At 63.8% G+C, this 25,006-nt stretch carries 23 protein-coding genes and 1 pseudogene; 17 read left to right on the top strand and 7 right to left on the bottom strand.

The window, feature by feature from the left end; all coding sequences use genetic code 11:
- The first annotated feature begins 29 nt into the window (after positions 1 to 29).
- On the top strand, positions 30 to 1,049 hold the full coding sequence (locus E3T47_RS13895) for a DUF418 domain-containing protein (RefSeq protein ID WP_134556653.1): 1,020 nt from the start codon (positions 30 to 32) through the stop codon (positions 1,047 to 1,049).
- Here the strand turns inward: E3T47_RS13895 and E3T47_RS13890 are convergent.
- Positions 1,042 to 1,812, bottom strand: a complete 771-nt coding sequence (locus E3T47_RS13890; protein ID WP_134556652.1) for a hypothetical protein — start codon at positions 1,810 to 1,812, stop codon at positions 1,042 to 1,044. The genes E3T47_RS13895 and E3T47_RS13890 overlap by 8 nt on opposite strands.
- A gap of 439 nt (positions 1,813 to 2,251) precedes the next feature.
- Here E3T47_RS13890 and E3T47_RS13885 point away from each other — a divergent pair, with 439 nt between their 5' ends.
- A complete protein-coding gene (locus tag E3T47_RS13885; protein WP_134556651.1) occupies positions 2,252 to 2,992 on the top strand; it encodes a DUF429 domain-containing protein in 741 nt (246 codons plus the stop codon).
- 251 nt (positions 2,993 to 3,243) lie between these two features.
- The gene (locus E3T47_RS13880) at positions 3,244 to 3,966 is read left to right on the top strand and encodes a GAF and ANTAR domain-containing protein (RefSeq protein ID WP_338419399.1); all 723 of its coding nucleotides are present in this window, start codon (positions 3,244 to 3,246) and stop codon (positions 3,964 to 3,966) included.
- Here the strand turns inward: E3T47_RS13880 and E3T47_RS13875 are convergent.
- A pseudogene (locus E3T47_RS13875) lies at positions 3,963 to 4,577 on the bottom strand (recombinase family protein); the annotation flags it as partial. The gene E3T47_RS13880 and the pseudogene E3T47_RS13875 sit on opposite strands and share 4 nt — an antisense overlap.
- 38 nt (positions 4,578 to 4,615) lie before the next feature.
- Here E3T47_RS13875 and E3T47_RS16845 point away from each other — a divergent pair.
- On the top strand, positions 4,616 to 4,843 hold the full coding sequence (locus E3T47_RS16845; RefSeq protein WP_422386501.1) for a helix-turn-helix transcriptional regulator: 228 nt from the start codon (positions 4,616 to 4,618) through the stop codon (positions 4,841 to 4,843).
- A 17-nt stretch (positions 4,844 to 4,860) separates the two neighbouring features.
- On the top strand, positions 4,861 to 5,688 hold the full coding sequence (locus E3T47_RS13865) for a hypothetical protein (RefSeq protein ID WP_134556648.1): 828 nt from the start codon (positions 4,861 to 4,863) through the stop codon (positions 5,686 to 5,688).
- A gap of 482 nt (positions 5,689 to 6,170) precedes the next feature.
- Here E3T47_RS13865 and xylB read toward each other — a convergent pair whose 3' ends face one another.
- Complete coding sequence (gene xylB / locus E3T47_RS13860; RefSeq protein ID WP_134556647.1) at positions 6,171 to 7,556, bottom strand: xylulokinase; 1,386 nt, start codon at positions 7,554 to 7,556, stop codon at positions 6,171 to 6,173.
- Between the two features lie 2 nt (positions 7,557 to 7,558).
- Entirely contained in the window at positions 7,559 to 8,749 is a 1,191-nt protein-coding gene (xylA, locus tag E3T47_RS13855) for a xylose isomerase (protein ID WP_134556646.1), read from the bottom strand.
- 77 nt (positions 8,750 to 8,826) lie between these two features.
- Between xylA and E3T47_RS13850 the strand changes: the two genes are divergently transcribed.
- Together E3T47_RS13850 and E3T47_RS13845 are read left to right on the top strand one after the other, a co-directional pair.
- Positions 8,827 to 10,050 carry an ROK family transcriptional regulator gene (locus tag E3T47_RS13850; RefSeq protein ID WP_134556645.1) on the top strand — a complete coding sequence of 408 codons (1,224 nt, stop codon included), beginning with the start codon at positions 8,827 to 8,829 and terminating at the stop codon, positions 10,048 to 10,050.
- Positions 10,051 to 10,196: 146 nt separating this feature from the next.
- The gene (locus E3T47_RS13845) at positions 10,197 to 10,451 is read left to right on the top strand and encodes a hypothetical protein (protein WP_134556644.1); all 255 of its coding nucleotides are present in this window, start codon (positions 10,197 to 10,199) and stop codon (positions 10,449 to 10,451) included.
- 1 nt (position 10,452) lies between these two features.
- Here the strand turns inward: E3T47_RS13845 and E3T47_RS16610 are convergent, their stop codons facing one another.
- The gene (locus E3T47_RS16610; RefSeq protein WP_277871844.1) at positions 10,453 to 10,575 is read right to left on the bottom strand and encodes a hypothetical protein; all 123 of its coding nucleotides are present in this window, start codon (positions 10,573 to 10,575) and stop codon (positions 10,453 to 10,455) included.
- Positions 10,576 to 11,115: 540 nt separating this feature from the next.
- Here E3T47_RS16610 and E3T47_RS13840 point away from each other — a divergent pair.
- From E3T47_RS13840 to E3T47_RS13800, 9 genes are all read left to right on the top strand, one after another.
- Positions 11,116 to 12,708 carry a sugar ABC transporter ATP-binding protein gene (locus E3T47_RS13840; protein WP_134556643.1) on the top strand — a complete coding sequence of 531 codons (1,593 nt, stop codon included), beginning with the start codon at positions 11,116 to 11,118 and terminating at the stop codon, positions 12,706 to 12,708.
- Positions 12,705 to 13,796 carry an ABC transporter permease gene (locus E3T47_RS13835; RefSeq protein ID WP_134556642.1) on the top strand — a complete coding sequence of 364 codons (1,092 nt, stop codon included), beginning with the start codon at positions 12,705 to 12,707 and terminating at the stop codon, positions 13,794 to 13,796. The genes E3T47_RS13840 and E3T47_RS13835 overlap by 4 nt, the downstream gene beginning before the upstream one ends.
- Positions 13,797 to 13,815: 19 nt before the next feature.
- Positions 13,816 to 14,820 carry an ABC transporter permease gene (locus tag E3T47_RS13830; RefSeq protein ID WP_166805725.1) on the top strand — a complete coding sequence of 335 codons (1,005 nt, stop codon included), beginning with the start codon at positions 13,816 to 13,818 and terminating at the stop codon, positions 14,818 to 14,820.
- Between the two features lie 62 nt (positions 14,821 to 14,882).
- Complete coding sequence (locus E3T47_RS13825; protein WP_166805724.1) at positions 14,883 to 16,061, top strand: sugar ABC transporter substrate-binding protein; 1,179 nt, start codon at positions 14,883 to 14,885, stop codon at positions 16,059 to 16,061.
- A 95-nt stretch (positions 16,062 to 16,156) separates the two neighbouring features.
- Positions 16,157 to 17,839 carry a GMC family oxidoreductase gene (locus E3T47_RS13820; protein WP_422386500.1) on the top strand — a complete coding sequence of 561 codons (1,683 nt, stop codon included), beginning with the start codon at positions 16,157 to 16,159 and terminating at the stop codon, positions 17,837 to 17,839.
- 17 nt (positions 17,840 to 17,856) lie between these two features.
- Positions 17,857 to 18,564, top strand: a complete 708-nt coding sequence (locus E3T47_RS13815; RefSeq protein ID WP_134556638.1) for a gluconate 2-dehydrogenase subunit 3 family protein — start codon at positions 17,857 to 17,859, stop codon at positions 18,562 to 18,564.
- Between the two features lie 44 nt (positions 18,565 to 18,608).
- Positions 18,609 to 19,337 carry a cysteine hydrolase family protein gene (locus tag E3T47_RS13810; RefSeq protein WP_134556637.1) on the top strand — a complete coding sequence of 243 codons (729 nt, stop codon included), beginning with the start codon at positions 18,609 to 18,611 and terminating at the stop codon, positions 19,335 to 19,337.
- Between the two features lie 71 nt (positions 19,338 to 19,408).
- Positions 19,409 to 20,392 (top strand): aldo/keto reductase, encoded by a 984-nt coding sequence (locus tag E3T47_RS13805; protein ID WP_134556636.1) that lies wholly within the window; start codon positions 19,409 to 19,411, stop codon positions 20,390 to 20,392.
- A 27-nt stretch (positions 20,393 to 20,419) separates the two neighbouring features.
- A complete protein-coding gene (locus E3T47_RS13800) occupies positions 20,420 to 20,818 on the top strand; it encodes a GlcG/HbpS family heme-binding protein (RefSeq protein WP_134556635.1) in 399 nt (132 codons plus the stop codon).
- Between the two features lie 4 nt (positions 20,819 to 20,822).
- Here E3T47_RS13800 and E3T47_RS13795 read toward each other — a convergent pair whose 3' ends face one another.
- Together E3T47_RS13795 and E3T47_RS13790 are read right to left on the bottom strand one after the other, a co-directional pair.
- Complete coding sequence (locus E3T47_RS13795; protein WP_134556634.1) at positions 20,823 to 21,815, bottom strand: aldose epimerase family protein; 993 nt, start codon at positions 21,813 to 21,815, stop codon at positions 20,823 to 20,825.
- A gap of 2 nt (positions 21,816 to 21,817) precedes the next feature.
- On the bottom strand, positions 21,818 to 23,092 hold the full coding sequence (locus tag E3T47_RS13790; RefSeq protein ID WP_134556633.1) for an ROK family transcriptional regulator: 1,275 nt from the start codon (positions 23,090 to 23,092) through the stop codon (positions 21,818 to 21,820).
- Positions 23,093 to 23,214: 122 nt separating this feature from the next.
- Here E3T47_RS13790 and E3T47_RS13785 point away from each other — a divergent pair, with 122 nt between their 5' ends.
- Positions 23,215 to 24,291, top strand: a complete 1,077-nt coding sequence (locus E3T47_RS13785) for a Gfo/Idh/MocA family protein (RefSeq protein ID WP_134556632.1) — start codon at positions 23,215 to 23,217, stop codon at positions 24,289 to 24,291.
- Positions 24,292 to 25,006: the final 715 nt, after the last annotated feature.

Below are 25,006 nucleotides of genomic sequence, written 5' to 3'. Positions count from 1 at the left end.
AGCAGAGGGTGATCCCGTAGCCTGAGTGCATGCAGATCAGGCCTGACGCGGGTGACCGGGTCGTCGCCATCGACATCGCCCGGGGCCTCGCGATCATCGGTATGTTCGTCGCCCACGCTATTCCGCGCGCCAGCGACGCCGAACTGCTCGTCGACGGACGCTCGTCTGTTCTGTTCGCGACCCTCGCCGGGGTGTCGCTCGGCATCATGACCGGGTCGGCGCATCCGCTCGTGCGTGGCCAGCGCTCCGAGTGCGTCATCGGCATCGTGGTGCGCGCGTTGTTCCTATTTCTGCTCGGCGTGCTGCTGTCGAGCCTGCACAGCGGCGTTGCCGTCATTTTGCACTTTTATGCCCTCATGTTTCTACTGCTCATTCCACTGCTCTTTCTAAGCCGGTGGTTGCTCGGCCTGATCGGCGTCGTATTCCTGGTCGGATCGCCGTGGCTCGGCGCCGCCCAGGGTGAAGTGGATGCCTCTGCGCCGCCGGTCAGCTACTTCGTCGACTACTTCTTTCTCAACGGTGATTACCCGGTACTCGTATGGATGCCGTTCTTGCTCGCGGGCCTCATCATCGCGCGGTCCGATCTGGCCCGGCCGAAAACCCAGGTTGCCCTGGTCGGGATCGGGGCGTCAGCGGCGGTCGCCGGCTACGGCGCCGTCCTCGTACTCCCCGGCGTCAGCGCCCAAGCCCATTCCGGATCGATCGCCGAGGTGATCGGCTCCGGCGGGCTTGCCGTCCTGCTCATCGGTGCGCTGCTCTGGCTCATAGCCGTGGAGCCTGGCTCTCAGGTCCGGGTACTGCGCGGCATCCTCTGGCCGCTCGCCGCGACCGGCTCGATGGCGCTCACCGTTTACACGTTGCAGATTCTCGCCCTGGCCGTCGTCGCCGGCGGCAGCGAGATCGACTATCCCGGCTGGCCGCTGCTGATCGGAATGCTGTTGCTCAGCTTTCTGGGCGCCGGCCTGTGGCGGCAGTTTCTGGGCAAGGGTCCCCTCGAACGTGTGCTCGCCTGGCTGACCCGCATTCCGCGAAAGGGTCAGCTCAGCTGATGCCGCCCATGCGTTCGAGCGCCGCGCGCATGATCTGCGCCTCGGGCGTCGGTGCCACGTGATGGTTCGTGTAGATACCGACGAGCCACTGCAGAACCTCGTCTTCGCTCAGGGCGACGGCGTTCCAGTCCACCCCGGGCTCCGCGGCCGTGCGTGGCTCGCCGGTCTCCGGGTCGAGCGAGGCGCGGGCGATCGGCGTATCAGGCTCGTCGTTGTTCATGTTCCAGAGCAGGGCGATCGGGTGGTTGTCGCCGTCGATGTGCTCGTGGTCGACCTTGCCGGAACCGAGCCAGGGCAGCGTCAACAGCTCTCCGATGATGTCGACCTCGATCAGTTCGAGCGGGGTCGGTTCGGTCTCGGGAACGTACAGGGTGAGGCCCTGCTCGAACCACGCGGCGGCCTCATCGATGGAGTCGAGCAGTTCGTCGAGGGCGTCGACCTCCTGCACCAGGATCAGCGCCCACTCGAGCAGTTTTTCGGTCTGATCGGCCGCCCACGGGCTCTCGAACGGGTCGCTCGTGCCGTGGTAGTGAAAGCTGGGTCCGGCCTCGTCGAGAAGCACATGCAGCTGGCCGCTGTCGTAGTCGACCGACAGGTTGAGGGCGCCGCCCTCGTCATCACGGTCGGCGAACAGGTCGGGATGCGCCAGCTCCGGCGGCAGCGTGACGGCCGCAGCGAGCCGGGATCCCAGGTCGAGAACGACGCGAAACTGGATGGTCGGCAGGCGCAGGGTTTCATCCTGCTCGAAGTGCTGGTCTGACATGGTTCGAGTTTATCGATGGTGGGCCCGCGCCAACGCCGGTCGGAATGTTCGAGAGACGGCAGATGGATGACGCGGCGAGCGGGTGCCGCCCGTCGCGCAGCGCCGACCGGCTCAGCAGACTGCGCCGTATGGATGTCGAGCTGTGGTGTGGATGTCGAGCTGTGGTGGCCGAACTTGATGCCGTCTAGGCGGCAGTGGCTGATGCAGAACAACGGTGACGCAGTGACGCAGTGACGCCGAAACTTGTGGCCGAAATCGGCCGGGCCGGCGGTGACGGAGAAACGGATAGCGAGACCGAGCAATCCGGCGTCTAGCTGTCCGATGAAGACGTCGACGCCACTTTCGCGCAGGACTCCTGGGCGCTGCCCCCGAGTCGCCCCGGCCCTGGGGCGACTCGGGTTTCGCACGGCGTCACCGCGCTCCCCCGTAAACTAAGCGGATGCGCACTGCCGGAGTGGATCTTGCTGCCGAGCCCAAGGGCACCGCGCTCGCCGTCATCGACTGGACCGGAACCACGGCCGCACTTCTTGAGCTTTATCTCGGCGTCGCAGACGAGGTCATCGTTGAAGCGGCGGGAACCGTGCAGAAGCTTGGCATCGACTGCGCGTTCGGCTGGCCCGATGAGTTCGTGCAGTTCGTGCACGCGCATTCCAACGGCGATAAGACCCTCCCCGGAGTCGACGGCGGAATGGCCTGGCGTCGCACCCTGGCCTACCGTGAGACCGACCGCGAGGTGCGAAAAGTGACCGGTCGGTGGCCGCTGAGTGTGTCCACCGACCGCCTCGGACTCACCGCCATGCGCTGCGCCGGGCTGCTCTCCCGAATCGCCGGGTCCGGCATCGCCGTCGACCGGTCGGGTACTGGCGTCGTCGCCGAAATTTACCCGGGCGCCTCATTGCGCCTGTGGGGCTTCACGACGATGGGGTATCGAACCGAACCCGCCGCCCGAGCGCTGCTGCTCTCGCACATTCAGGATGCCGCGCCCTGGCTCGATCTCGGCCCCTACGTTCCACAAATGATCAGTTCAGCGGATGCCTTCGACGCCGTGATCGCAGCGCTCGCCGCCCGCAGCGCCGCCCTGGGCCGCTACGAACCGCCGGCATCATCCCTGCTCGATCGTGCCCGCCGCGAGGGCTGGATCCTGCTTCCCTCCGGTCCCCTCACCGCGCTGCTGGGCTGACTTCGCATTTTGGGCCCGTGAGTATCAGAAGGCTCACTTTCCCGTGACGGGTGTGACGGCACCAGAGATGTGCGACGGGCACCGATAAGCGCCTCGATATTGTTGTTGTCAATCAGTGTCATCTCTTTCATCAATTGGCTTTTTGACGCACCGTTTGGGCAAAAATCAGCACTGCCCGTGCGTAAGCGCCTACCTTCGAAAACACTGAGATTCGGGCAGGACCGGCGACCAACTCCGAGATAGAGTCCAGAATGTCAAGCATGATGGTTTTATCACATGCCGCGTTGGTAAGCGGAGCATTTGTGAAACTTACTGACGCTCTGGTGGGCGAGTACGACGCCGCTGATTTGCTGCGTCATCTGGTCGATCAGTGTGTAGTGCTACTGGACGCCACGGCAGCGGGACTTCTCTTGGCGGACTCGCATGGCGAGCTTCAGGTCATCGCTTCCACCAGCGAGGAAAGCCTCCTTGTCGAGGTTCTGCAACACCAGGCTGGGGCCGGTCCGTGCATTGACGCCTATCGGTTAGGTACGGTCGTCACATTGAGCGATATTGCAGCTGACGGTGACCAGTATCCCGATTTTCAGGCGGCGGCGCTGTCCCAAGGTTTCCAATCCGTGCATGCCATTCCGATGCGGTTCCGTCCGAATACAATCGGGGCATTGAATCTGTTTCGAAATCGCCACGGCGCGTTGAGTGATGAGGATGCCGTCATCGGGCAAGCCCTGGCCGATGTGGCGACGATCATTCTCCTTCACGAACGCACCGCTCGAAAAAACGCAACAATAAACGCTCAGCTTCAGCAGGCATTGAACAGCCGAGTTTTCATCGAGCAGGCGAAGGGTGTCATTGCGGCACGCAACAACATCAATATGGATGAGGCCTTTACGCGTCTGCGCGCGCACGCCCGTTCCCGCCAGGAGCCCATGCACAGGAGCGCCGCAGACGTTATCAATAACCTCGTGATGATCTAGATCAACAAGGCATCTGCTGCGTGACCGATTGTGGGGGCTAGGGCTTTCCCTAGACCGCTCAAGTTCAGCACAAGCTCGGTGCAGAAATTCACTTTTAGGGGCGCCGGCGCGGATTCGGGCTTGGATGGCGGAATCGCTCGGTTCGAGACGGTGGTGTCGCCCGCGCGCTTGATGGCACGGTAGACGGTTGAGTGGGCTACCGCGCACAGTTCGGCTAGTTCCACTGTCATGTGCGTCCCCGCCAGGTGAACGGAGACCAAGTGCGTCTCCTGTGCTTTGCAGAGCTTGGGTTTTTTCTCCCGTAGGCGGCCCTTAGCCTTGGCGACGGCCATCCCGTCCCGGGTTCGTGCGCGGATCAGGTCTGCTTCGAATTCCGCGACCATGGCCAGGACGTTGAAGAGGGGCCGGCCGACGGGATCGGTGGGGCCGTGGACGGAGCCTCCGATGCTGCGCTTGGCTTCGCGACGGGTGAGTTCGTCGACAATGTCCCTTGCACCGAGCAGGGATCGGGCCAGTCGGTCGATTTTAGTCACGACCGGGGTTTCCCCGTCCCGGCAGGCGGCCGGTGCTTCCCTGCGTCCAGGTCGCGCCCGGTTTGCCCCGGTCAGGCCTGCTGGACGCCGATGACCCAGTCTGAGGATTGAGAATCGTGAAGGTGACAGGACGGCCCGCCGGAAGTGTGTATTCAATCTTGGAGAGGCTGGAACGCTTGGGGTGGGCTACTTCGCAGTGGGATGAGGACACTGATCGCACTGGACCGCGCCGTCGGCTGTATTTGCTCTCGGACGAGGCAGAAGCGTCTGCCTGCACTGTCGTAGCCGGAGTTCGGGATCGACAAGCTCGGTTAACGGCACAAGCAGCGGCGGCTCGGGCATGAGCATTGCAGACACGTTGGTGAGCGCGGTGGCCTGGACGCTTCCCGGGCTCGTGCGCCAGCGTTATCGCGAAGAGTGGCTGGCGGACTTGGTCGGTGCCCGCGATCTGGAGCTACCGCAATGGTCAATCGTCGGTGGTGCGGCAATGGCCGCGATCACGATTGACCGCACGGACACAAGCGTGACCGGCATCACAAAAGCGCACCTCGTTGCCAACCGGATGCGCTGGGCTGCCGCGTTGCTTGGAAGCGCCGCAGTGTTGGGCTTCGGGTTGTTTCTCTGGGGCGGCTACGAAATGCTCGAAATTGCTCCGCTAGGACTTGGGATAAAAATTTTCGCCTTTTTCCCCGCAACGCTCGGATTCTTTGCGTGCTTGGGAACACTGGTCGTCGCTTTCGAGTCTGCCAGCAGACGCACAGGACTCTTGCTTGCTATCGGTGTCGTTGTGGTCTTCGTACTCGTGGCCGTGGTGACGATTATGCCCTTCCTCGTCATCCTCGCGGTACCGGCGTCTCTGGGCGCCATCATTGTTGCCGTCAGCTTCACGAGAAGACCGGGCAGCCCTCAACAACTGTCAGGGCGGAGCCGAGTCCTGGTGACTCTTCCCTTCACAGCCCTCGCCCTGGTGATTGTGGCGGCAGGCGTTCTGCACATCTTCGTGTGGAACCCTCTCGCAAAGGCGCCAGGCCTCAGCCTGGACGAAATCTACTCGGCGATGTCCGCAGCCGGTGAGGAGCCGCTTGACGCCTTCGTAATGGTGTGGGCCATCTTCTCGGGAGCCGTGGCCGTGACGCTTCCAATCCTCTGCGGTATTCGAGGAGTCGCGTGGTTTTTCACTGCTCGCTGAATCGTGGTGGTGGGCCTGCTCTTGGTCGGGACGACGGCTTTTTCCCATTGGTTCGCAGGGTTCAACATGGGCATGTCGCTCGCTGACAGCTTCATGACCAGTGGTGGCTACGCAGCAATCAGCGGGCCAGCCATAGCCATAGTCGACCAAACGGCGCTGGTGACTGCGCTGCTTATCGGTCTGGCTCCTCATCGTTATACGGCTGAGATGGTGACCGCCGGCTCTCGCTGAGGTTTGGAGCCATCTTCCCGCATATCGTTCCGCTTCCGGGCACCGCTCACTTCAAGACGCGTCGCCGAGCATCAGCTCCCTCGACGCCGAGCTGATCGCCCGCAACGCGCGTTACCTATCAGAATTACGGGGCTTTTGGATCATACGACCATGCTATAAAACGAAGCAATCTCGCTCAAATGTTGCCAAAATGTTGTTATGCCTGCCGAAGATCCTCCGGGGGCACAGCACGAAAGCGTGAAAGACCGAGGCTAGGCCTGCCTGTCTCGATACTGCGCACGAATCACGGGGGCGACGCGCGGTTCAAGAATTGACTCGACCGGTGTAGACCACGCGGGCAACTCCCCCGTGAGCGCCCAGCCGGCTTGACGTGCTGCACCCGCCGCCACGTACTCACCCGCGGCGGGGAGCGAAATGGGCCACGGGAAGATCTCGGTCGCGATCTTTTGCACAGAGGTGTTTTGAGCTGCCCCTCCAATGAGTAGGAGTCTCCGGACCTTCACCGGCTGGCTCAGTATTGCGTCCAACCCGCCGGCCAAGCCACACAGCATGCCCTCTATCGCCGCACGAGCCAGATTCGCCCTGGACGAATTCGCCAGGGTCATCCCGAATAGGGTGGCTGTCGCATCCGGGAGGTTGGGGGTCCGCTCCCCCTCGAAATATGGCTGAAGTACCACTCCGCCCGAGCCGGGGAAAGCGGATTCGGCCAGTTCACCCAACGTGCCGTGACTTACCGCGAGTAGATCGGCGACGACGTCCAGGATTCGGGCGGCGTTGAGGGTCGCAACGAGCGGTAGGTAGCGCCCCGTCGCATCCGCGAAACCCGCCACCACCCCGGACCCGTCCGTCGTGGGATCGTCGGTGACCGCGAAGACGGTGCCGCTGGTCCCGATTGAGATAATCACGTCCCCCGCGGACGCGCCGAGGCCGAGAGCCGCGGCCGCGTTGTCCCCGGCGCCCGCCCCGATCACAATGTCCGTGCCGGCCACCAGGCCCGCTCGTTCGGCGGGATGGAGGACCCGGGGAAGGATGACATCGTGGCCGAGGGCTGCGATGAGGATTTCCCGGTCGTAGTCTCCTGTTGCCGGATTCCAATAGCTCGTGCCGCTGGCGTCCGAACGGTCCGTAGTCAGCTCATCGAGCGCAGGGTTTTCCGGTCCGAAACCGCGGAGCCGCCAGGTGAGCCAGTCATGCGGAAGCGCCACGGCCGCCACCGACGCCGTACGGTGCGGCTCGTTGTCGCGGAGCCAGCGCAGCTTCGTCGCAGTGAACGACGCGACCGGCACGGACCCGGTTCGGCGGGCGAAGGCTTCGCCTCCAAACTCGGCGATGAGGTCCAGAGCGGCCTGGGCGGACCGCGTGTCGTTCCAGAGCAAGGCAGGCCGCACGATGCGACCGTGCTTGTCGAGAAGCACGGCGCCGTGCTGCTGGCCGCCGATCGCAATCGCCGCAACGTCGGCCAGGCCGCCAGCCGATGCGATCGCCTCGCCGAGCGCCGACCACCACCCTGCGGGGTCGACTTCCGTCCCCACAGGGTGCGCGCTGCGCCCGGTACGCATAATCTCGCCCGTCTCCAAGTCACGGACAACCACCTTGCAGCTTTGGGTGGACGAGTCCACTCCCGCGACCAGCGTCATTGTCAGCGGGCACCAAGAAGGTGCTCGGTCGCCAGCTGCTGCAGCCGCACGAATCCGAAGCCTTTGCCATTGAAGTACCGGTCGGTGTCGAAGCCCTCATACGCGGAGGCATCCGCGAGGAGCTCGGCATACCCTTCACCGTCGGCAAGCGTCGGCTGCGACAACTCGAGCACCTTCGCCGCCTCGAGCGCCTCCTTCACCTCCGGGTCGGCCCGGAAAGCGGCCGTACGCTCCTTGAGCAGGAGGTAGGTGCGCATGTTTGCCGCCGCCGAATCCCAGACGCCGCTCTCGTCCTCGGTACGCGACGGCTTGTAGTCGAAGTGCCGCGGCCCCTGGTAGGTCTGGCCACCGTCAACGCCGCCGTGCTCCAGCAGGTCCACAAGAGCGAACGCATTGTGCAGGTCGCCGTGACCGAAGACAAGGTCCTGGTCGTACTTGATTCCGCGCTGCCCGTTCAGGTCAATGTGGAACAGCTTGCCCTGATACAGGGCCTGGGCGATCCCGCTGGCGAAGTTAAGTCCGGCCATCTGTTCGTGGCCCACCTCCGGGTTTACGCCGACCAGTTCGGGCCGTTCGAGGGTGGTAATGAAGGCCAATGCGTGGCCCACCGTCGGCAGCAGGATGTCCCCGCGAGGCTCGTTCGGCTTTGGCTCAATGGCGAATCTGATGTCATAGCCTTTATCCGTTACGTACTCGCCGAGGAGGTTGATGGCCTCGCGATACCGCTCGAGAGCCTGGCGGATGTCCTTGGCCGCGTCGTACTCCGCTCCCTCACGCCCGCCCCACATCACAAACGTCTTCGCGCCAAGTTCGGCCGCGAGGTCAATGTTGCGGAGCACCTTCCGGAGCGCGAACCGTCGCACGGCACGGTCATTGGAGGTGAAGCCACCGTCCTTGAAAACCGGTGCGCTGAACAGGTTGGTAGTGATCATCGGCACGATGAGGCCGGTATCAGCCAGCGCCGCGGTGAGACGGTCGATCTGTTTCTGCCGTTCGAGATCCGTCGACCCGAACGCGAATAGGTCATCATCGTGGAACGTAAGACCGTACGCACCGTGTTCCGCCAGTTTCTCGACCGCGTGCACGACATCCAGCGGCGCGCGAGTCGGACCACCGAACGGATCGGCCCCGTCATAGCCGACGGTCCAGAGACCGAAAGAGAATTTGTCCTCACGAGTAGGGGTGACAGTCATAGCTGGCTCCGATTCAACATCGTTGGTAAATTGTTGTCGGATACAACATATCGCATCCAGCCGGTAGAATTGCAACCATGACTTCGACCGCCTCGCCTCCAGGAGAGCTCGGCAGCAGCAACGAACGCCTGCGAAGGCACAACCTGTCGGCAATTCTCCGTCTGGTTCATCGATCCCAAGGGCTGCCAAGAGCAACAATCACTCGACAGACCGGGCTCAACCGTTCGACAGTTGCCGCGTTGGTCGCTGAGCTTGTCGCGAGTCGGCTCGTCGTGGAATCGGAACCGGACCCGAGCCGCCAGGTCGGCCGTCCCAGCGGAATGGTGATGCCGGCACTCGGCCCGGTTGCGCTCACTGTCAATCCCGAGATCGATGCGATCACGGTCGCCGCGGTGGCGCTCGGCGGACAGGTTCTTCGGCGAAGGCGGCTCCCTCTCGACTGCGTGCCTTCGGCGGATGAGGCCGTTCGAATTGCCGTTGATCTTTTCGAGCAACTCATCTCGGACCTCGGTGACAATCACGATGTCGTCGGGATCGGTGTCGCGATGCCTGGACTGGTGCGCCAGGATGACGGCCTCGTCCTGCTTGCGCCTCACCTCGGCTGGACGGATGCTCCGTTCGCACGAATGCTCAGCGGAGCGAGCGGATACCCCGTTCGGGTCGCGAACGATGCGAGCCTCGGAGGGATGGCCGAGTGCATCTTTGGAGCGGGGCGTGACCTCGCTGACGTGATCTATCTCAACGGCGGCGCCAGTGGCATCGGTGGGGGGATAGTTTCGGGCCGGCTCCCGGTGAGCGGGGCGGACGGCTACGCCGGCGAGTTCGGTCACACCATTGTCAACAGCGCCGGCGCGCGCTGTCACTGTGGTGCGAGCGGATGCCTCGAAACCGAGGTCCGACGGGACAGACTCTTGTCGTTGCTGGGCCTGCCGAGCGTCGACGACGTCGAGCTCGCACACGCGCTGGAAGCCTCCACCTCGGAGGCTGTCCAGCGAGAGGTAGCGCGCCAGTTGGGCTTCCTCGCAATCGCACTTCGCAATGCGATCAATACCCTGAACCCCGCCCGCATCATCCTTGGGGGCTTCCTTGCATGCCTATACGCAATCTCGCCCGAAGCATTGGACGCCTCTCTTGCGTCGCAGCCGCTCCGTGGCCCCCGCGAAACGGCGACCATCCGTGGCGCCGAACTGGGACAAGATATCCTGATCATTGGAGCGGCTGAGATCGTCTTCGAGTCTCTCCTCCTCGATCCGGTCCCGGTCGCCGGGTCACACCGACCGCCCAAGAGAGCGTCGTCGTGACTAGATGACGCTCTCCTGGGATGTGGGCGTGTCAGGCAGGGCCATAGTTCCCCTGAAAGTCGCCGGGCAACCCGAACTGTTATTGCCACGCTCATGAAGGTCGGCTTAATCGTGGTGACTGTCGGGACAAGCCCTTTCCCGCCGGCATGAAGCCTGTCGTATTCCAAGACCTCGACCACGAGTCCGCGGCCGACGTGCCGCCAATGGCCATCGACATGAGGCCCCGCCGCGGCACCCATGCCCAGAGCCACTCGATCGACGGCGATCGCACCATCCCGATGCTCGCCGCGACACGCATCGACGCGGCAACGATGAGCGGAGACGTCGACCGACACGGTCGCTCGATTGGCCCACGAGCAACTGGCCGGCCGCGAATGCGAGTGTCATCGCCGTTAGGGTGAGCTAGATGACCGCGGTCGAGACGTCGAACTCGGCCTCGATGATCGGAAACACCGGAATGTAGAGGTCGATTGTGAATGTTCCGAGGGCGGTGAGTGCGCCGAGGACGAGAACGTAGACGAGCAACTGGTGTACGGGGTGAGCGAGTCACTCGCGGGCACGACTGCGGTCACCACGATCCTGACCACGCCGGCGGGAAGGATGCAACACAGCGTCGAGTGGCGCAACGGCCGGGCAGGTCAACCGGTCGCTCGCGGGAGGGGAAGCGGAGCACGTACGGGGTGTCCGCGCGGGCACGCAGCGGGGGGCACAAACGATGCTCAGCGGGGTTCTTCGGTTGAAATTGATTTGATTCCAGAAATATTTGGCTTCACCGTGATCAACCGTAACCCTGAAGGGAGCCTCGCCGACAAGATCGGGCCACTCCCGCCGCCCACGGAGGCGCAGATCGTCCTATTCATCAAGGTTTTGTCGTTTTGGGCGAGGTCATGGGGCACCAAAGAAAATAAAATCTCTCTACTGAGAGTGACGTGACGAGGCCCCTCAATAACCCATTGGGAGAATTAGCTTGCTATTTCGGCGGAAGTGTGGATTATTTAAACCTAGCGCCCATGGCCTCCCGCCTCCGGCTGCCGCACGACTCGCCCATGGCAAAGGAGCTATGACATGACATATCCGGCCAAACCGACCTCCACCAGGTCGCTGATGCTGGAGGTGCGCGATGTCACCAAGCACTACGAAGGCGTGACGGCGCTCGACCATGCGGGTCTCTCCCTCGGAGCCGGCGAGATTCATGCCCTGCTCGGGGGAAACGGGGCCGGCAAGTCCACCCTCATCAGCATCCTCTCCGGGGTGACCAAACCCGACAGCGGCGAGATCGTTCTTGGCGGGGAAATGATCTCGGTGTCCGGACCCCTCGCAGCGATGTCGGCGGGGATCTCGACCATCTACCAAGAGCTGTCGCTCGTGCCGGCACTCTCCGTACTCGACAACATCTACCTCGGACGCGAGCTGAAGCGAAAGACGCTCGGCTTGCCGCTCACCTTGGATCGCCGCCGCATGGAGGCCGACGTCCGCGATCTTGCGGCCGACTTCGGCGTCACGTCGAGCGAGCTACGCCAGCCGGTATCGGAGTTCGGTGCGCTCAAGAAGCGCTCTATTGAGATCATCAAAGCACTCGCCTTCGATACCAAGGTGCTCATCCTCGACGAGCCCACCTCGGGCCTCGAGGAAGCCGAGCGCCGGGTTCTGTTCAGCCACATGCGATCGATGCGGGATCGCGGGGTCTCGCTCATCTGGGTCACCCATCACCTCGAAGAACTCTTCGGGCTTGCCGACAAGGCGACCGTCTTCAAGGACGGGCGCACCGTGGGTACTGTGGACATCGCCTCGACGTCCGTCGGTGACCTCATCGGTCTCATGTTCGGCGCCGCCCAGGAGGAGTTCGGCGGAGGGGACACTCGCAAGATCACCCACCTCGAACCCAGCCATAAACGGCGGGTGGTTCTCTCGGCACGGAATCTGTCTCGAGGCTCGGCCATTCGCGACGTCTGTCTCGAGGTTCACGAGGGGGAGATCGTCGGGCTCGCCGGGCTGGCGGGCGCCGGGCGCACCGAGGTTGTGCGACTTCTCATGGGTCTGGATGCCCGCACAGCCGGCACCGTCGAGCTCGACGGTCGACGGCTCTCGCTGCGCAACTCGACTGCCGCGTACCGGGCCGGAATCGCCATGCTCCCCGAGGACCGCAAGCAGTTGGGCATCCTCGCCGACCTGTCGACCGCACAGAACATCTCGATTTCGCGCCTGTCCACCGTCGCGTCGGCGGGGTTCTGGATGAGTCGTCGCAAGGAGCGCGCACTAGCCGAGGACTACCGTCGCCAGCTCGGGATTAAGACTCCCAACGTGGAGGCTCGCATCGGCAACCTGAGTGGCGGCAACCAGCAGAAGGCGATCGTCGCCCGCTGCCTCAATACCTCACCCAAACTGCTCATCTTCGATGAGCCGACCCAGGGCATCGACGTGTCGGCGAAGGTCGAGGTGCACGCTCTCGTGCGCGACTACGCGGCCAACGGGGGCGCGGCGATCCTCATCGCGTCGGAGATCGAGGAGCTACTCGAGCTGAGCCATCGCGTGCTCGTGATGAAGAAAGGACAAGTCGTCGGCGAGGTCAGGGACATTCCCGCAGCGATCGAGGCGGGCGATTTCTCCCGCATCAAATCTGAGGTCCTTACCCTGAGCGCGGCAGGCCAGATCTCATGAAACATTCCTCCCCCTTCGCCCGGATCATGTCCATCCCGGGCATGCCCATGACCGTCGTGCTTATCGTCTCGGTGATCGTCTTCCAGCTACTCAACCCCGTCTTCCTCGACGGCAGAACGGTCGGCAACTACCTGACCAACGGTATTCCAATCCTCCTCCTTACGCTCGGTGTTTCGATCGTGATTATCGGTGGCGGTATCGATCTCTCCGTCGGCACGGTGGCCGGACTGAGCGCGGGCACGACGATGTTCGCCCTCGTGAACGGCGCGCCTCTGGCCGTCGGAATCGCCGTCGGGTGCGGCACGGGCCTCCTCTTCGGTCTCGTGAACGGAATCCTCGTCGCCTACCTCAGGATCAACGACTTCATCGTGACGCTCGCGACACTCAACATCGCTGCGGGGCTGCTCGTCGTGCTCTCCCAGGTACAGCCGCTTCAGGGCGTCACAGTGCCCGGGTTCTCGGAGCTCACGAAGGGCTCGGTATTCGGCATCCCGACTTCGTTCTTCATCGCCGGCGTGGTTTTCGTGATCGCCCACCTGCTGCTCGCGAAGACAATCGTCGGCCGTCGCCTGTATGCGACGGGAATATCGGCGCCCGCTTCGAACGTCGCGGGAGTGAGCGTGCCGCACCTGCGGCTGTTCACATTCGCGGCCTCCGGCCTGCTCGCCGGCATCGCCGGTGTGCTGTTCGCCTCCCGACTCGGAGCCGTGCAGGCCTTCCTCGGTATTGGTTACGAGTTCATCGCGATCGCGGGCGCCGTCGTCGGCGGCATCACGCTCGCGGGCGGTGGCGGCAGCGTGTGGGCCGCACTCGTCGGTGGATTGTTCCTCGCGACATTGCAGCAGGGTTTGCGGATCAACAACGTGGACCCGGTGTACTTCAGCATCGTGACCGCCGTCGCGATCGTCTTCGGCGTCGTGTTCGAGCGCCAAGTGCGTCGAGTAATCCTGCGCGCCGCGCTCAATCGCACGGCCCTGTCCACGAACGACCGCGGTCGGTCTGCCGACCAGCACATGAACGAGCGCCAACCCGCCGAGCGGGTTGCCGCTGTCACCGCGCCAGAGGGGAGCAAGAACGATGCCAAGTAGGCCACGATCCGCCGGTCAGGTGACGCGCAATGCGTGGGAGCGACTTCTCGTCGACCCGACCCTCGGTGTCATCTCGCTGCTACTGATCTTCGCGCTCATCGCAGCCTTCGCACTGCCCGTGTTCTACGCCGGTAACAATATTTACAACCTCGTGGGCACGATCATCACGGTCATGATCCTTTCGATCGGGATGACCGTGGTGCTCATCTCCGGCGGTATCGACCTCTCCGTAGGCGCCGTGATGGCCCTTTGTGCGGGCGTCGCGGCAACCCTCATCAAGATGGGCGCTCCGCTCTTCCTGGCCTTCATCGCGGCAATCTTGGTCGGCATCGCGGCCGGCCTGGTCAACGGACTCCTCATCACGCGCGTGGGCCTGCCCGACTTCATCGCGACCCTCGCAATGATGGGCTTCGCGAGCGGACTGCTCTACATCGCCACGCAGGGCGTGCCGGTCATCGGCTACATGACGGATGAATACTACGTGATCGGTGGTCTCCGGCCGCTGTTCGGGCCGGTGACCTTCCCCATCCTCGTCGCGGTCATCCTCGCTCTCGTCGTGGGCTGGGTGCTGGCCAGCACGAAGCTCGGCACCCACTTCTTCGCGGTGGGCAGCAACGCCCTCGCAGCGCGGCAGTCGGGCATCCCGGTTCGATGGGTCAAGACCCAGGCCTACGTTCTGAGCGGCACGTGCGCGGCAATAGCGGGCATCATCCTCGCCGGTCGCAACAACAACGTACCCGCCGACCTCGGCACCGGATATGAGATCCAGGCGATCTCGGCGGCGATCATCGGCGGCGCGTCGCTCATGGGCGGACGCGGCAGGGTGTTCGGGGCCGTGCTGGGCGCTCTGACCCTTGCGCTTGCCATCAACATCATCAACCTCGCGGGTGTGCCCTCGAGCTACCAGAAGATCGTGATGGGCGTGATCCTCATCCTCGCCGTGATCGCAAATTACCTGAGCGAACTTGCTCGAGGCGCGACCCTGCGCAGACAGGCCAAACGACTCTCAAGCATCGCCGCTTGAGCGCACCAACAAACCGGAAGCGCCAGCGTTCCCACGCTGACGCCGATCGAAAGGAAATGCAAATGTCCCAAGAGAATGGCAGTCCCCCGGTGAGTTCGCGCACACGCCCCCTGCGCCGCGCGATCGCACTCGGGGCCAGCGCCGCGCTTCTCGTTGCTCTGGCCGCGTGTTCCACGGTAGACGACGGATCCTCTATCAGCGGAAAGGGTGCTTCGGGATCCGCGAACTGCGGTAGCGGCGACGAGCAGTCCGCAATTACGGCAGCCGTCAAGGGTCGTACTCTGAAGGTCGGCTTCGCGCCGCCGATCCTCTCCGAATTCTACACCCAGGTCGAGAAGTCGGCCTTCAACCGCATGAGCGAGCTCGAGGAGTGCTACGGCATCAAGTGGGAGTGGGCGCGCCAAGGTGCGCTCAACGACGCCCACTCGGGTGTCGAGGCAGTCGGAATCGTCGAGAACTTCATCTCGAACAAGTTCGACGCCGTGTTCGTGTGCTCCGCCGCAGCGCACGCGACGATGCAGGAGATCTACAAGGCCGGCTCCGAGAAGGGCGTGGACTTCTACCAGTTTAACTCCACTGAGGAGCTCGAGAACCCGTCGCAGGCCGATGACCCCACCGCGGGCCTCAGCACCGTCTCGAACATCGGATATGACGACCGCTGGCAGTCGGGCTACATCGCCGGACAGTACCTCGCCAAGGCGCTCCAGGGCGAGGGGCAGATCGTCCAGATCCTGGGCCCGTCGGGCTCCGACTGGACGAAACTGCGCCAGCAGGGCTTCGAGGCCGCTATCTCCGAGTTCCCGGGCATGACCATCGTCGGTTCGGCCGATGGCGGATATGTGCGCGACAAGGGACTCACCGCCGCGCAGGACCTCCTCACCAAGTTCCCGGACATCGCCGCGATCTACGGTGAGAACGAAGACATGGCGCTCGGCGCATCGCAGGCGATCGACCTAGCCGGGCTCAAGCACTGGGACGGCACCAAGGGCATCATCACGATCGGCGCCGACGGACTCATCTCCGGCATGGATTCGATCCGCCAAGACAAGCTCTCCGCGACCGTCGACGTCAATTCCGTCGACATGGGCAGGACGATGATCGACACGCTGTTCCAACACGAGATACTCGGCATGACCGTAGCGCAGTTCATCCAGATCCCCACGGTCGTCATTGACAAGACGAACGTGGACTGGGCCGAAGCGAAGATCGCCGCGTCGCAGGCCGGCTCCGGTAAGTACTAACCACCAGCACCACCGGGGTGCCCCGTCATCATCGACGGGGCACCCACCCACCAACAACGTCGATGAGACGCTGAAGAAAGGACTCGAATCTCATGGTGAAGAAGAATGACCCAGTAGACGTAGTGATCGTCGGATTGGGAGCCGGAGGTGGTCCCGCCGCCAAGGTCCTGTCGGAGGCCGGCTATTCGGTCGTCGGGTTCGATAAGGGTCCGTGGTTGCGCGGCCCCGAGCACTACTCGGGTGACGAGCTCAAGTTCCAGAACCGCAGCTACCTGTGGCCCGATGTCGACCTCATGCCCCGGACGGTCCGCCGAGATGAGACCACCGAGGGTCGCATCTTCAACTTCTCCCCCGTCCCGTCCGCGGTCGGAGGAGGCACCACCCATATGGCCGGATGGACTCCGCGTCCCCGCCCGTCGGACTTCATTATGCACTCGCGCCATGGCAACCTGGAGGGTGCGAGCCTCGCAGACTGGCCTTACCGCTACGAGCACCTCGAGCCCTACCTCACCAAGGTCGAGTGGAGCTACGGCATCTCCGGTCTCGACGGTGCCGAAGTCGGTGCCGGCTTCCGATCCAAGCGCTACCCGAGCGGCCCCCTGGGTCCCACGAAGTTCGGCGAGAAGTTCTACGAGGGATGCCGCAAGCTCGGCATCAATGCTATGCCGCTACCCATGAGCCACCTCACCGAGCGCAACGAGCTCGGCCGCAAGGCCGTGAACCGCACGAGCTTCTGGAACCAGTACGGCGACCCGACGGAGACCCGTTCAACGGTGGCGACCACCTACATACCCGAAGCGCTCGCCACGGGCAACTTCGAGGTGCGCGCCGACTCGTTCGTGAAAGAGGTCGTCGTCGACCGCAACGGCAAGGCCACGGGCGTCGTGTACATCGCCCCGGACGGCTCAGAGCGCGAGCAGGAGGCGCGCGTCGTCATCCTCGCCCTCGGGGCCATCGAGTCGTCGCGACTCATGCTCATGTCGAAGTCCGCGCGCTTCCCCGACGGTCTCGCCAACGACTCGGGCCTCGTGGGCAAGAACGCCACATTCCACGAGTACCTGTTCGCCGTCGGACTCTTCGACCGTGAGCTATCACCCGCCCTTAACGGGTTCACCGGGAACTACCAGAGCGGTGGTTCGATGCACTTCTACGAGACGGACTACGACCGCGGCCACATCGGCGGTGGCATCATCGCCACCACGCAGATCGGCCAGCCGATCAACCCCATCCTCCCCGGTAAACCCGTCTGGGGCGGGGCCGCGAAGGACGCCGACCGCGACTACTTCCTGCACTCGATGAAGATCGGCATGATCCTGCAGGACCTGCCGCAGGAGACCAACAGGGTCGACCTCGACCCGACGGTCAAGGATCGCTGGGGCATGCCCGTCGCCCGCATCACGAACAGGCCGCACGCGAACGACACTGCGATGAGCAAGTGGCAGATCGACAAGAACGTCGAGATCCTCGAGGCCGCGGGCGCCGTGCGAACGATGCCCGTGTACTTGGGCGCCGAGTTCACCGGCAACGCGTGCCACCAGCACGGAACCGTGCGCATGGGAACTGACGTCACGAAGTCGGTGCTCAACGAATGGGCGCAGGCCCACTCGGTCGACAACCTGTTCGTGGTCGACGGCTCGGGCTTCGCCACGGCACTGGGCGTCAACCCGACACTAACGATCATGGCCCACTCCTGGCGCGCCGCCGACTACATCGCGAACACCTACCTGAAGGGTCGAAGCGAGCGACTCGTGCTCGACCCGATCACCGCCACGAAGTAAGAAAAGGGAGAACGAACATGGCGTCGAAATCCGAATGGGAGAAGCTCGATCTCACGATCGATCCTGACACCGACGAGAAGCTTTTCTTCAGCGACCACGAGTGGGACACGATCGAGGCAGCCGCGGCCCGCATCATCCCGACCGACCAAGACCCCGGAGCCCGCGAAGCGCGAGTGATCGTGTTCATCGACCGGTACCTGTCGGGAATTACCTACCACTACGCGACCGCGGATGGCAGCGGATTCCTTCAGCTGGCGGGCGCGGAGGCGGGAGCTGCGCGCGCGCGAACAAGTGAGTTCCAGCGCATGTACCGCGAGGGAGTGCGTGCGCTCGACGCGGAAGCCGTGCGTCACGCTGCCGAGACCTTCGTTAGCGCTGACGAAGCCATACAGGATGCCGTGCTCGTGATGATTAGCGGAAGCCCCAAGCCGAACCGCGTCCGACTCGACGAACACGAGGTCTTCTACTCGCGCCTACAGGGAAACAGCGACACGGGCAAGAGCTTCTTTGACACGCTCGCCCTGCACGTACGGCAGGGGTTCTACTCCGATCCCGTCTACGGCGGCAACAAAGACCAGATCGGCTGGAAGGTCATTGGGTTCCCGGGTCCGAAGTCGCTCAAGGACACGGTGGACGGAACCTACACGACCGCCCCGTTCTTCGTGCAGGAGTACGACTGGCACGACCTGCTACTGACCTACGACCCACCCCACTCCGATAACTAGCTCAACTCTGGGGCCCAGGTCCCGACAAATGAAAGGAAGAATCAATGACGAACTTCGAGGACAAACTCAACAAGTGGGTCGACCGCACCTACCGCTACATCCCCGACAAGATCGACCTCAACCGCACCGTCGTGCACATGCTCGACGTGCAGAACCTGTGTCTCGACAAGCGCGGTGCCGACTACGTCCAGAGCGTCGGCGGCGCCCCCTCGGGCGAGGAGTCGCTCGTTCAGGCCAAGAATGTGCTCGACGCCGCGCGCGAGAAGGGCATCAAGGTCAACTGGTCGATGTGGGGCATGGACCCAAACGGGTATGACATCGGGCTGTGGGGCGAGAAGTACCCCGCGTGGAAGAGCGCCGACTCTCCCTTCAACCACGGCACCTTCGACGGCGCCCTGTGCGATGGCTTTGTGCCGGCGCAAAACGAGGCCGTGCTGCGCAAGCACCGCAACAGCAGCTTCTTCGAGAGCCCCTTCAACTCGTGGCTCAAGCAGGATGACTGCAAGTACCTCGTGATCGCCGGCTCGTCGACGGGCAATTGTGTGCCGACAACCGCGCGGGACGGCTTCGAGCTGGGCTACAAGGTCATCGTGATCGCCGACTCCGGCACCGCGATCCCGCTCAACACGCACGGCCGCAACCCGGAGTTCGACCACGAGGTCCCCGAGGGCTACGGCCAGTATTGGGAGGGTCTGCGCAACATGCAGGCGCAGTACGCCGACGTCATGTCGACTCGCGAGTTCCTCGAGCTCATCCAGAACTCCTCCAAGTAGCGACCACCTAACGGGTGGGGCACTTCGGCGCCCCACCCATTTGCATGAGAAGACGAACACGGAGACCGACGATGACTCAGACCCGCATATTCGGGCGCATCGGCGTCGAGGTAAGCCTCGCTGGCCTCGGCACCGTCGCGCTCGGCAACATGGACAGAACCGTCTCGACCGCGGAATCCCGCGCCGTCATCGACAGCGCGTGGGATGGCGGCGTGCGGTTCTTCGACACCGCCCCCATGTACGGGCACGGCCTCGCGGAGTACCGGCTCGCGGAGCAGTTGCGGGATCGCCCACGAGAGGACTACTTCCTCGTCACCAAGGTGGGACGCACCCTGACGCCCGCCGCGTCGGTCGGTGACACCTCACCCTGGCTCAACACCCCTCCCCTGGCCTTGTCGTTCGACTATAGCTACGACGGTGTGCTGCGACAGGTAGATGCTAGCCTCCAGCGACTCGGCATCAACTACATCGACGCACTGCTCGTGCACGATACCGACCGTTTCACCCATGGGGGTGCGCAACCCCAGCGATTCCGGGAGGCGCTCGATGGCGCGTTCCGCGCACTAGTCCGTCTTCGCGATGAGGGGGTCACTCGAGCAATTGGAATCGGGGTTAACGAGACCGACGTGTGCCTCGCCGCGCTCCGCGCGGTCGACCTCGACTGCATGCTCATCGCGGGCACCTACAATCTGCTGTCCACCACCGCTCGAAACGAGCTGTTGCCCGAGTGCGCCCGACGCGGGGTTGCCGTCATCAACGGCCGGATCTTCGGATCGGGCATCCTTGCAACCGGAACAACAGCCGGGGCGCGCTTCAACTATGCCGAAGCGGCGCCGGAGGTCGTCGAGCGAGTTCGACGGATAGAGCGCCTATGCGACGACTTCGGCGTCGAGTTGGGCGCAGTCGCGACCCGGTTCGCACATTCGCACGACGCCATCGCGAACGTCTGCATAGGCGCGCGGACTGTGGAACAGCAGCAGCGCACACTGCGCTGGCTCGATGCCGACATACCCGATGAACTCTGGGGCGCGCTCGGCGACCTCGATCCTGCCTGACTCACCCCACAACAACAGGAGAAGCAGATGTTAGACGAACTAAAGACCATCGCTGGCTACGCAGAGGATGAGGCGACGAGCGCGGGACTCGCAATTGTCGTGAGCATCGTGGATACACACGGTAACCCTGCGCTACTGCACCGCATGACGGGCGCCCCCATGCACTCACTCGAGATGGCATTTCGGAAGGCGTACACTGCGGCGACCTTCGCTGTGGCGACCGAAGAGCTGACCGAGAAGGTGCAGCCGGGAGGGCCGTTGTACGGCCTCTCCGTCAATTCGGGTTCGAAGCTCATCGGGTTCGGTGGAGGCGCACCGTTCGTCGTGTCGAGTAGTGAGCGATTCGGCCTCGGCATCTCGGGGGGAACGACCGAGGAGGACATCGACATCGTTCGCGTCGCGCTCGCAAAGCACGGGGCCGCCTGACCGGTCAGCGAGCGCCCAGCCTCCACACGGTGCGCTGGGCGTATCGCTCCCCCGGCTGGATGACAATCGACGGCCAGTCGGGCAAAGTGGGTGAATCCGGCACGCGGTGGGCTTCGAGGCAGATACCCTTGCCCGCACCGTGCGGGGCGCTCGATCGCCCGGCGACCGGCTCGATGCGGTTTCCCGTATACACCTGCAGCGTCGGCTCGGTCGTACGGATCTCCAGATGGCGCCCGCTCGGCGGGTCCCATAGGGTCGCGGCCGGACGAGCCGACTGGTCAAGTACGTAGGTGCTGTCGATTCCGGGCCACGGCTCACCGCTGCCAGCCGGGAGGTCGTCGCCGATCCGACGCGCGAGGCGGAAGTCGTAAGGTGTCCCGGCGACCTTGAGCACCCCCCCGACGGGAAGCAAGCGCTTATCCGCGGCCAGGATGGCACTCGCGTCGATCATGAGCTCGTGGTCGACGATCGACTCCCGCGCGTCGCCGCTGAGGTTAAAGTAGGTGTGATTTACGATATTAACAGGAGTCGCCGCGTCCGTCTCCGCGGTAATCTCGAGCTCGAGTTCGTTGTCATCGGTGAGCCGGTAGGAGCATGTGACGTCGAGGGTTCCCGGATAGCCTTCCTCACCGTCGGGACTCGCATAGTGGAACACCGCGCTCGCACCATCGGGTGCCTCTCCGATTCTCCACTCGACCCGATCGAGGGCGCGAGACGGGCCGCCGTGAAGGTGCGTGGACCCCTCATTCGGCTGCAGGTCGAACTCGAGTCCGCCGCCGATGAAGTGGGCGTCAGCGACGCGGCCGGCCACGCGACCGACCGTCGCGCCAAAGTATGGCCCCGGATCGGCGCGGTACTGCTGCTCGGTGTCGTGACCGAGCACTATATTGCCTAGGGCGCCGTCACGATCGGGGGCCAGGAGCTCGACCAACCGGGCGCCGAACGTAGACAGGAGCGCGGATGTCCCGTGCCGATTGGTGAGGCGGAGTAGAGCCATTCTCAGGCCACCGCTTCCGCTGCGGTTGCGCCGTTGGACGGTTCGGGAGCAATATCGAATGCGGTGGGGTCGCGCAAGAGGGCACCGAAGGCCAGCTCGGCCGCCCCAACGAGCAGGACGTTCTCAAGCAATTCGGGCCGCACAATCTCGACGACCGCGTACTGGGGCGTGAGTGACTCTTGCGCGACGAGATGCCGAAGTCGCTCCGGTTCAGCGTCGAGGAGCGAGCCAAGAAAACCACCCAGCACGATGAGCTCGGGGTTGAAGATCGTGACCATGCTGCCGAGCGCCGTACCGAGCGCATGCACCTGACGGTTAATCTCCTGCTGCGCGATGCCCGTGCGCGGCTCTGTCAGGGCGGCATCGAGCTTGAGGAAATCGCGGCTCTCAAGCCCGAGGCTCCTGAGCAGGTCATCCCGGGTCACCTCGGACTCCAGAGTTCCCTGCAGCCCCGCCGAGTCTCGCTTGCCATCGCTACGAATGCGGAAGTGGCCGAGCTCGCCCGCGAAGCCCGTGGCTCCCTTGAGCGGCATACCACCCGAGATGACGCCACCACCGATACCGCTCGCGCCGCCATTGAGATAGAGGATGTTGCCCACGTGGGTTCCCCCGCCGAACACCGTTTCCCCGAGCACACCGAGGTGCGCGTCGTTTGCCGCCCACACTGGGAGCCCGGTTTCCTCGGAAAGGGTACTCGCGAGCGGCTCCTGCCGCCACCCGAGGTGCGGGGCCAGGGCCACAGACCCGTCGATGGCGTTGGTGAGTCCCGGCACCGCGACGCCGATCCCGACGATTCGCGAATCGGACGGGAGCATCGTTTGGATGCCCTCGATGATCGCCGTGGTGATCTTGACCGCGCGGCGCATCGTGGGGGGCTCGTCGGTCTCGTACCGGATGGTACGTTCCACCTTGCCCCCGAGGCTCACTACGCCCACTGTGATGGCGTCCACCTCCGGGTTGACCGCGATCGCGAGCACGCGATCGCTCGGGTGCAGGGACATGCGCGGTCGACCGGCCGACTTTCTTGAGCCCTCCCCGGCACCGTTTGATTCCACGACGAGGCCTCGGTCGATGAGGTCGTTGACGAGGATCGTGATGGTCGATCGGTTCAGGCCTGTCGCCGCCGCAAGGTCGCTGCGCGACAGTGGATGGTCATGATGGATCTGGGTGAGGATCGCGGACAGATTGTGCGCGCGCAGGCTGTCGAGGTTCGATCCCAGCGTCTTGCGAAAGCGGTCGGGGACTTTGTCGTCCGCTGTGCAGTCGTATACCGACATCCTCGCTCCCGTCTTGTGAGAACAAAACCGCCCTACAGCGGCAAGAACCCCAAGAATAGCACCCAGCTGGTCATTTATTTCATGCTTGCTAAAAATCGCTTTTCGCAGGTAGCATCGCGTGAATGGCCAACAACATCCAAACCCCGCCCGGCACCCCGATACGCACCGCTATTGTGGGATACGGGTTATCTGGGCGTATCTTTCACGCCCCATTCCTTGAGGCGCACCCCGAATTCACAGTGTCGGCAATAGTCACTGCCGATGGCACAAGGCGGGCGCGAGCGACAGCGGAGCATCCTGACGCTCATATATATCGAAGCTTCGAGAATTTGGAAGAGCACCCGGGTTCTTTCGACTTGATCGTGATCGCCGGCCCGCCCGACACGCACCTCGACCTGGCCCTGCGATCGCTCGCCCTGGGCGCCGCCGTCGTAGTCGACAAACCCTTCGCGAGCTCCGTGGGTGACGCTGAGACACTCATCACCGCTGCGGCACACGCGGGACGCCCGCTCATGGTGTTCCAGAACCGACGCTGGGACGGCGACTTCCTCACGCTGCGATCGCTTATTGAGAGCGGTCGGCTCGGTCGGGTGTTCCACTTCGAGTCAAGCTTCGAGCACTGGGCCCCGGAGGTGACCTCCGGGTGGAAGGACCAGCTCCCCGCATCATCGGCGGGCGGCGTCACCTACGATCTGGGCTCGCACCTCGTCGATCAGGCGCTCGTGCTCTTCGGCCCCGCCGTCTCGGTGACCTCGCGACTGCGCACGGTGCGCGACGGGGGCGGCAACGATGACCACGCCGAGATCCACCTGGAACACGAGTCCGGCACGGTGTCCCGACTGTTCATGAGCCGAGTGAGCCACGCCCAAGGACCCCGCTTCCGCGCGCTCGGCACGACGGGGTCGTTCATCTCGTTTGGGCTCGACCCACAGGAGCCCGCCCTCGCCGACGGTGCCAGCCCCACGGATCCCGGGTTCGGAACCGTGGCGCCCGAGTTCTACGGCACGCTGACGGAGAACACCCCGAGTGGTCCCGTCACAAGCCAGGTGCCCACCGAGACCGGTAATTACGCCGAGTTCTACCGCCGCGCCGCTGCCGCGGTTCGCGGTGAGGGACCCGAGCCGATTGCCCCGACCGAGGCTCTCGCCGTCATCGCACTGATTGAGCAAGCCACCCACTCTTCGGGCGGCGAGTCCTAGGGGCCTGCTGAAGAACATGGTTCAGCCGGCCCGGCGAGTCTCTAGAGTGTTTTTTCGCTCCGCGGTGGGGCGTTGTGAGGTCGGCTGAGCGGCCGACACCGGTATCGGGATGTGGCGTTGCGTCCGCTCGACGGGGCTTCGTTGGCCGCGGCGTTGAGGCGGTGATCATCTCGGGGGTGTTTTCCAAGGACTTACACCCCCTTTTCGCTGGACGGTCATTGAAGATCCCGGGGTGAGGCAATGGGAACGATTTCGGCATATGAGACATCCTCAGGCAAGCGATACCGCGAGCCGGATCGTTCCCAAACCGACAAACGAGGCTTTAGGACCAAACTTGAGGCTGAGCGTTTTCTCGCCTCCACGGAGGTATCGAAAGCGCGAGGTGAGTTTGTCGGCGTCTCAACCGGGCGCATCACAATTGGGCGGCTGGGTGACGGCTGGCTGACACACCGGGGCCACCTGAGGGCCTCGTCTGCGCGGCCTTTGGAAATCGCTTGGCGATTGCATGTCGCTCCCCGGTGGGCGGCCGCTCCTGTCGCTGACGTGCGTCACAGCGACTTGCAAACATGCGTCACCGATATGCATCTCATCCGTGGCTGTCAGCGACGGTGAAGAAGTAGGCCAAATACGACGGTGTAAAACTAGGCCACTGTTGTCTTATTATTGTGCCGCGTTCTGGGCTCGGACTGAAGGCAGGGATTCGATTCCGGTGTTC

The sequence above is a fragment of the Cryobacterium ruanii genome, assembly GCF_004404055.1.
GTDB lineage: Bacteria > Actinomycetota > Actinomycetes > Actinomycetales > Microbacteriaceae > Cryobacterium > Cryobacterium ruanii.
Note: the sequence above shows the minus strand (reverse complement) of the source record. Positions and strands in the feature narration are given on the sequence as shown.

What these genes read in the sequence shown, in the direction of transcription:
- E3T47_RS13890 (WP_134556652.1), bottom strand. Translation starts at nt 1,812, where the DNA reads ATGTCAGACCAGCACTTCGAGCAGGATGAAACCCTGCGCCTGCCGACC.
- E3T47_RS13825 (WP_166805724.1), top strand. Translation starts at nt 14,883, where the DNA reads ATGTCCCAAGAGAATGGCAGTCCCCCGGTGAGTTCGCGCACACGCCCC.
- E3T47_RS13785 (WP_134556632.1), top strand. Translation starts at nt 23,215, where the DNA reads ATGGCCAACAACATCCAAACCCCGCCCGGCACCCCGATACGCACCGCT.
- E3T47_RS13885 (WP_134556651.1), top strand. Translation starts at nt 2,252, where the DNA reads ATGCGCACTGCCGGAGTGGATCTTGCTGCCGAGCCCAAGGGCACCGCG.
- E3T47_RS13845 (WP_134556644.1), top strand. Translation starts at nt 10,197, where the DNA reads ATGAAGCCTGTCGTATTCCAAGACCTCGACCACGAGTCCGCGGCCGAC.
- E3T47_RS13895 (WP_134556653.1), top strand. Translation starts at nt 30, where the DNA reads ATGCAGATCAGGCCTGACGCGGGTGACCGGGTCGTCGCCATCGACATC.
- E3T47_RS13840 (WP_134556643.1), top strand. Translation starts at nt 11,116, where the DNA reads ATGACATATCCGGCCAAACCGACCTCCACCAGGTCGCTGATGCTGGAG.
- E3T47_RS13790 (WP_134556633.1), bottom strand. Translation starts at nt 23,092, where the DNA reads ATGTCGGTATACGACTGCACAGCGGACGACAAAGTCCCCGACCGCTTT.
- E3T47_RS13815 (WP_134556638.1), top strand. Translation starts at nt 17,857, where the DNA reads ATGGCGTCGAAATCCGAATGGGAGAAGCTCGATCTCACGATCGATCCT.
- E3T47_RS13805 (WP_134556636.1), top strand. Translation starts at nt 19,409, where the DNA reads ATGACTCAGACCCGCATATTCGGGCGCATCGGCGTCGAGGTAAGCCTC.
- E3T47_RS13810 (WP_134556637.1), top strand. Translation starts at nt 18,609, where the DNA reads ATGACGAACTTCGAGGACAAACTCAACAAGTGGGTCGACCGCACCTAC.
- xylB (WP_134556647.1), bottom strand. Translation starts at nt 7,556, where the DNA reads ATGACGCTGGTCGCGGGAGTGGACTCGTCCACCCAAAGCTGCAAGGTG.
- E3T47_RS13880 (WP_338419399.1), top strand. Translation starts at nt 3,244, where the DNA reads ATGTCAAGCATGATGGTTTTATCACATGCCGCGTTGGTAAGCGGAGCA.
- E3T47_RS13850 (WP_134556645.1), top strand. Translation starts at nt 8,827, where the DNA reads ATGACTTCGACCGCCTCGCCTCCAGGAGAGCTCGGCAGCAGCAACGAA.
- E3T47_RS13800 (WP_134556635.1), top strand. Translation starts at nt 20,420, where the DNA reads ATGTTAGACGAACTAAAGACCATCGCTGGCTACGCAGAGGATGAGGCG.
- E3T47_RS13795 (WP_134556634.1), bottom strand. Translation starts at nt 21,815, where the DNA reads ATGGCTCTACTCCGCCTCACCAATCGGCACGGGACATCCGCGCTCCTG.
- E3T47_RS13835 (WP_134556642.1), top strand. Translation starts at nt 12,705, where the DNA reads ATGAAACATTCCTCCCCCTTCGCCCGGATCATGTCCATCCCGGGCATG.
- xylA (WP_134556646.1), bottom strand. Translation starts at nt 8,749, where the DNA reads ATGACTGTCACCCCTACTCGTGAGGACAAATTCTCTTTCGGTCTCTGG.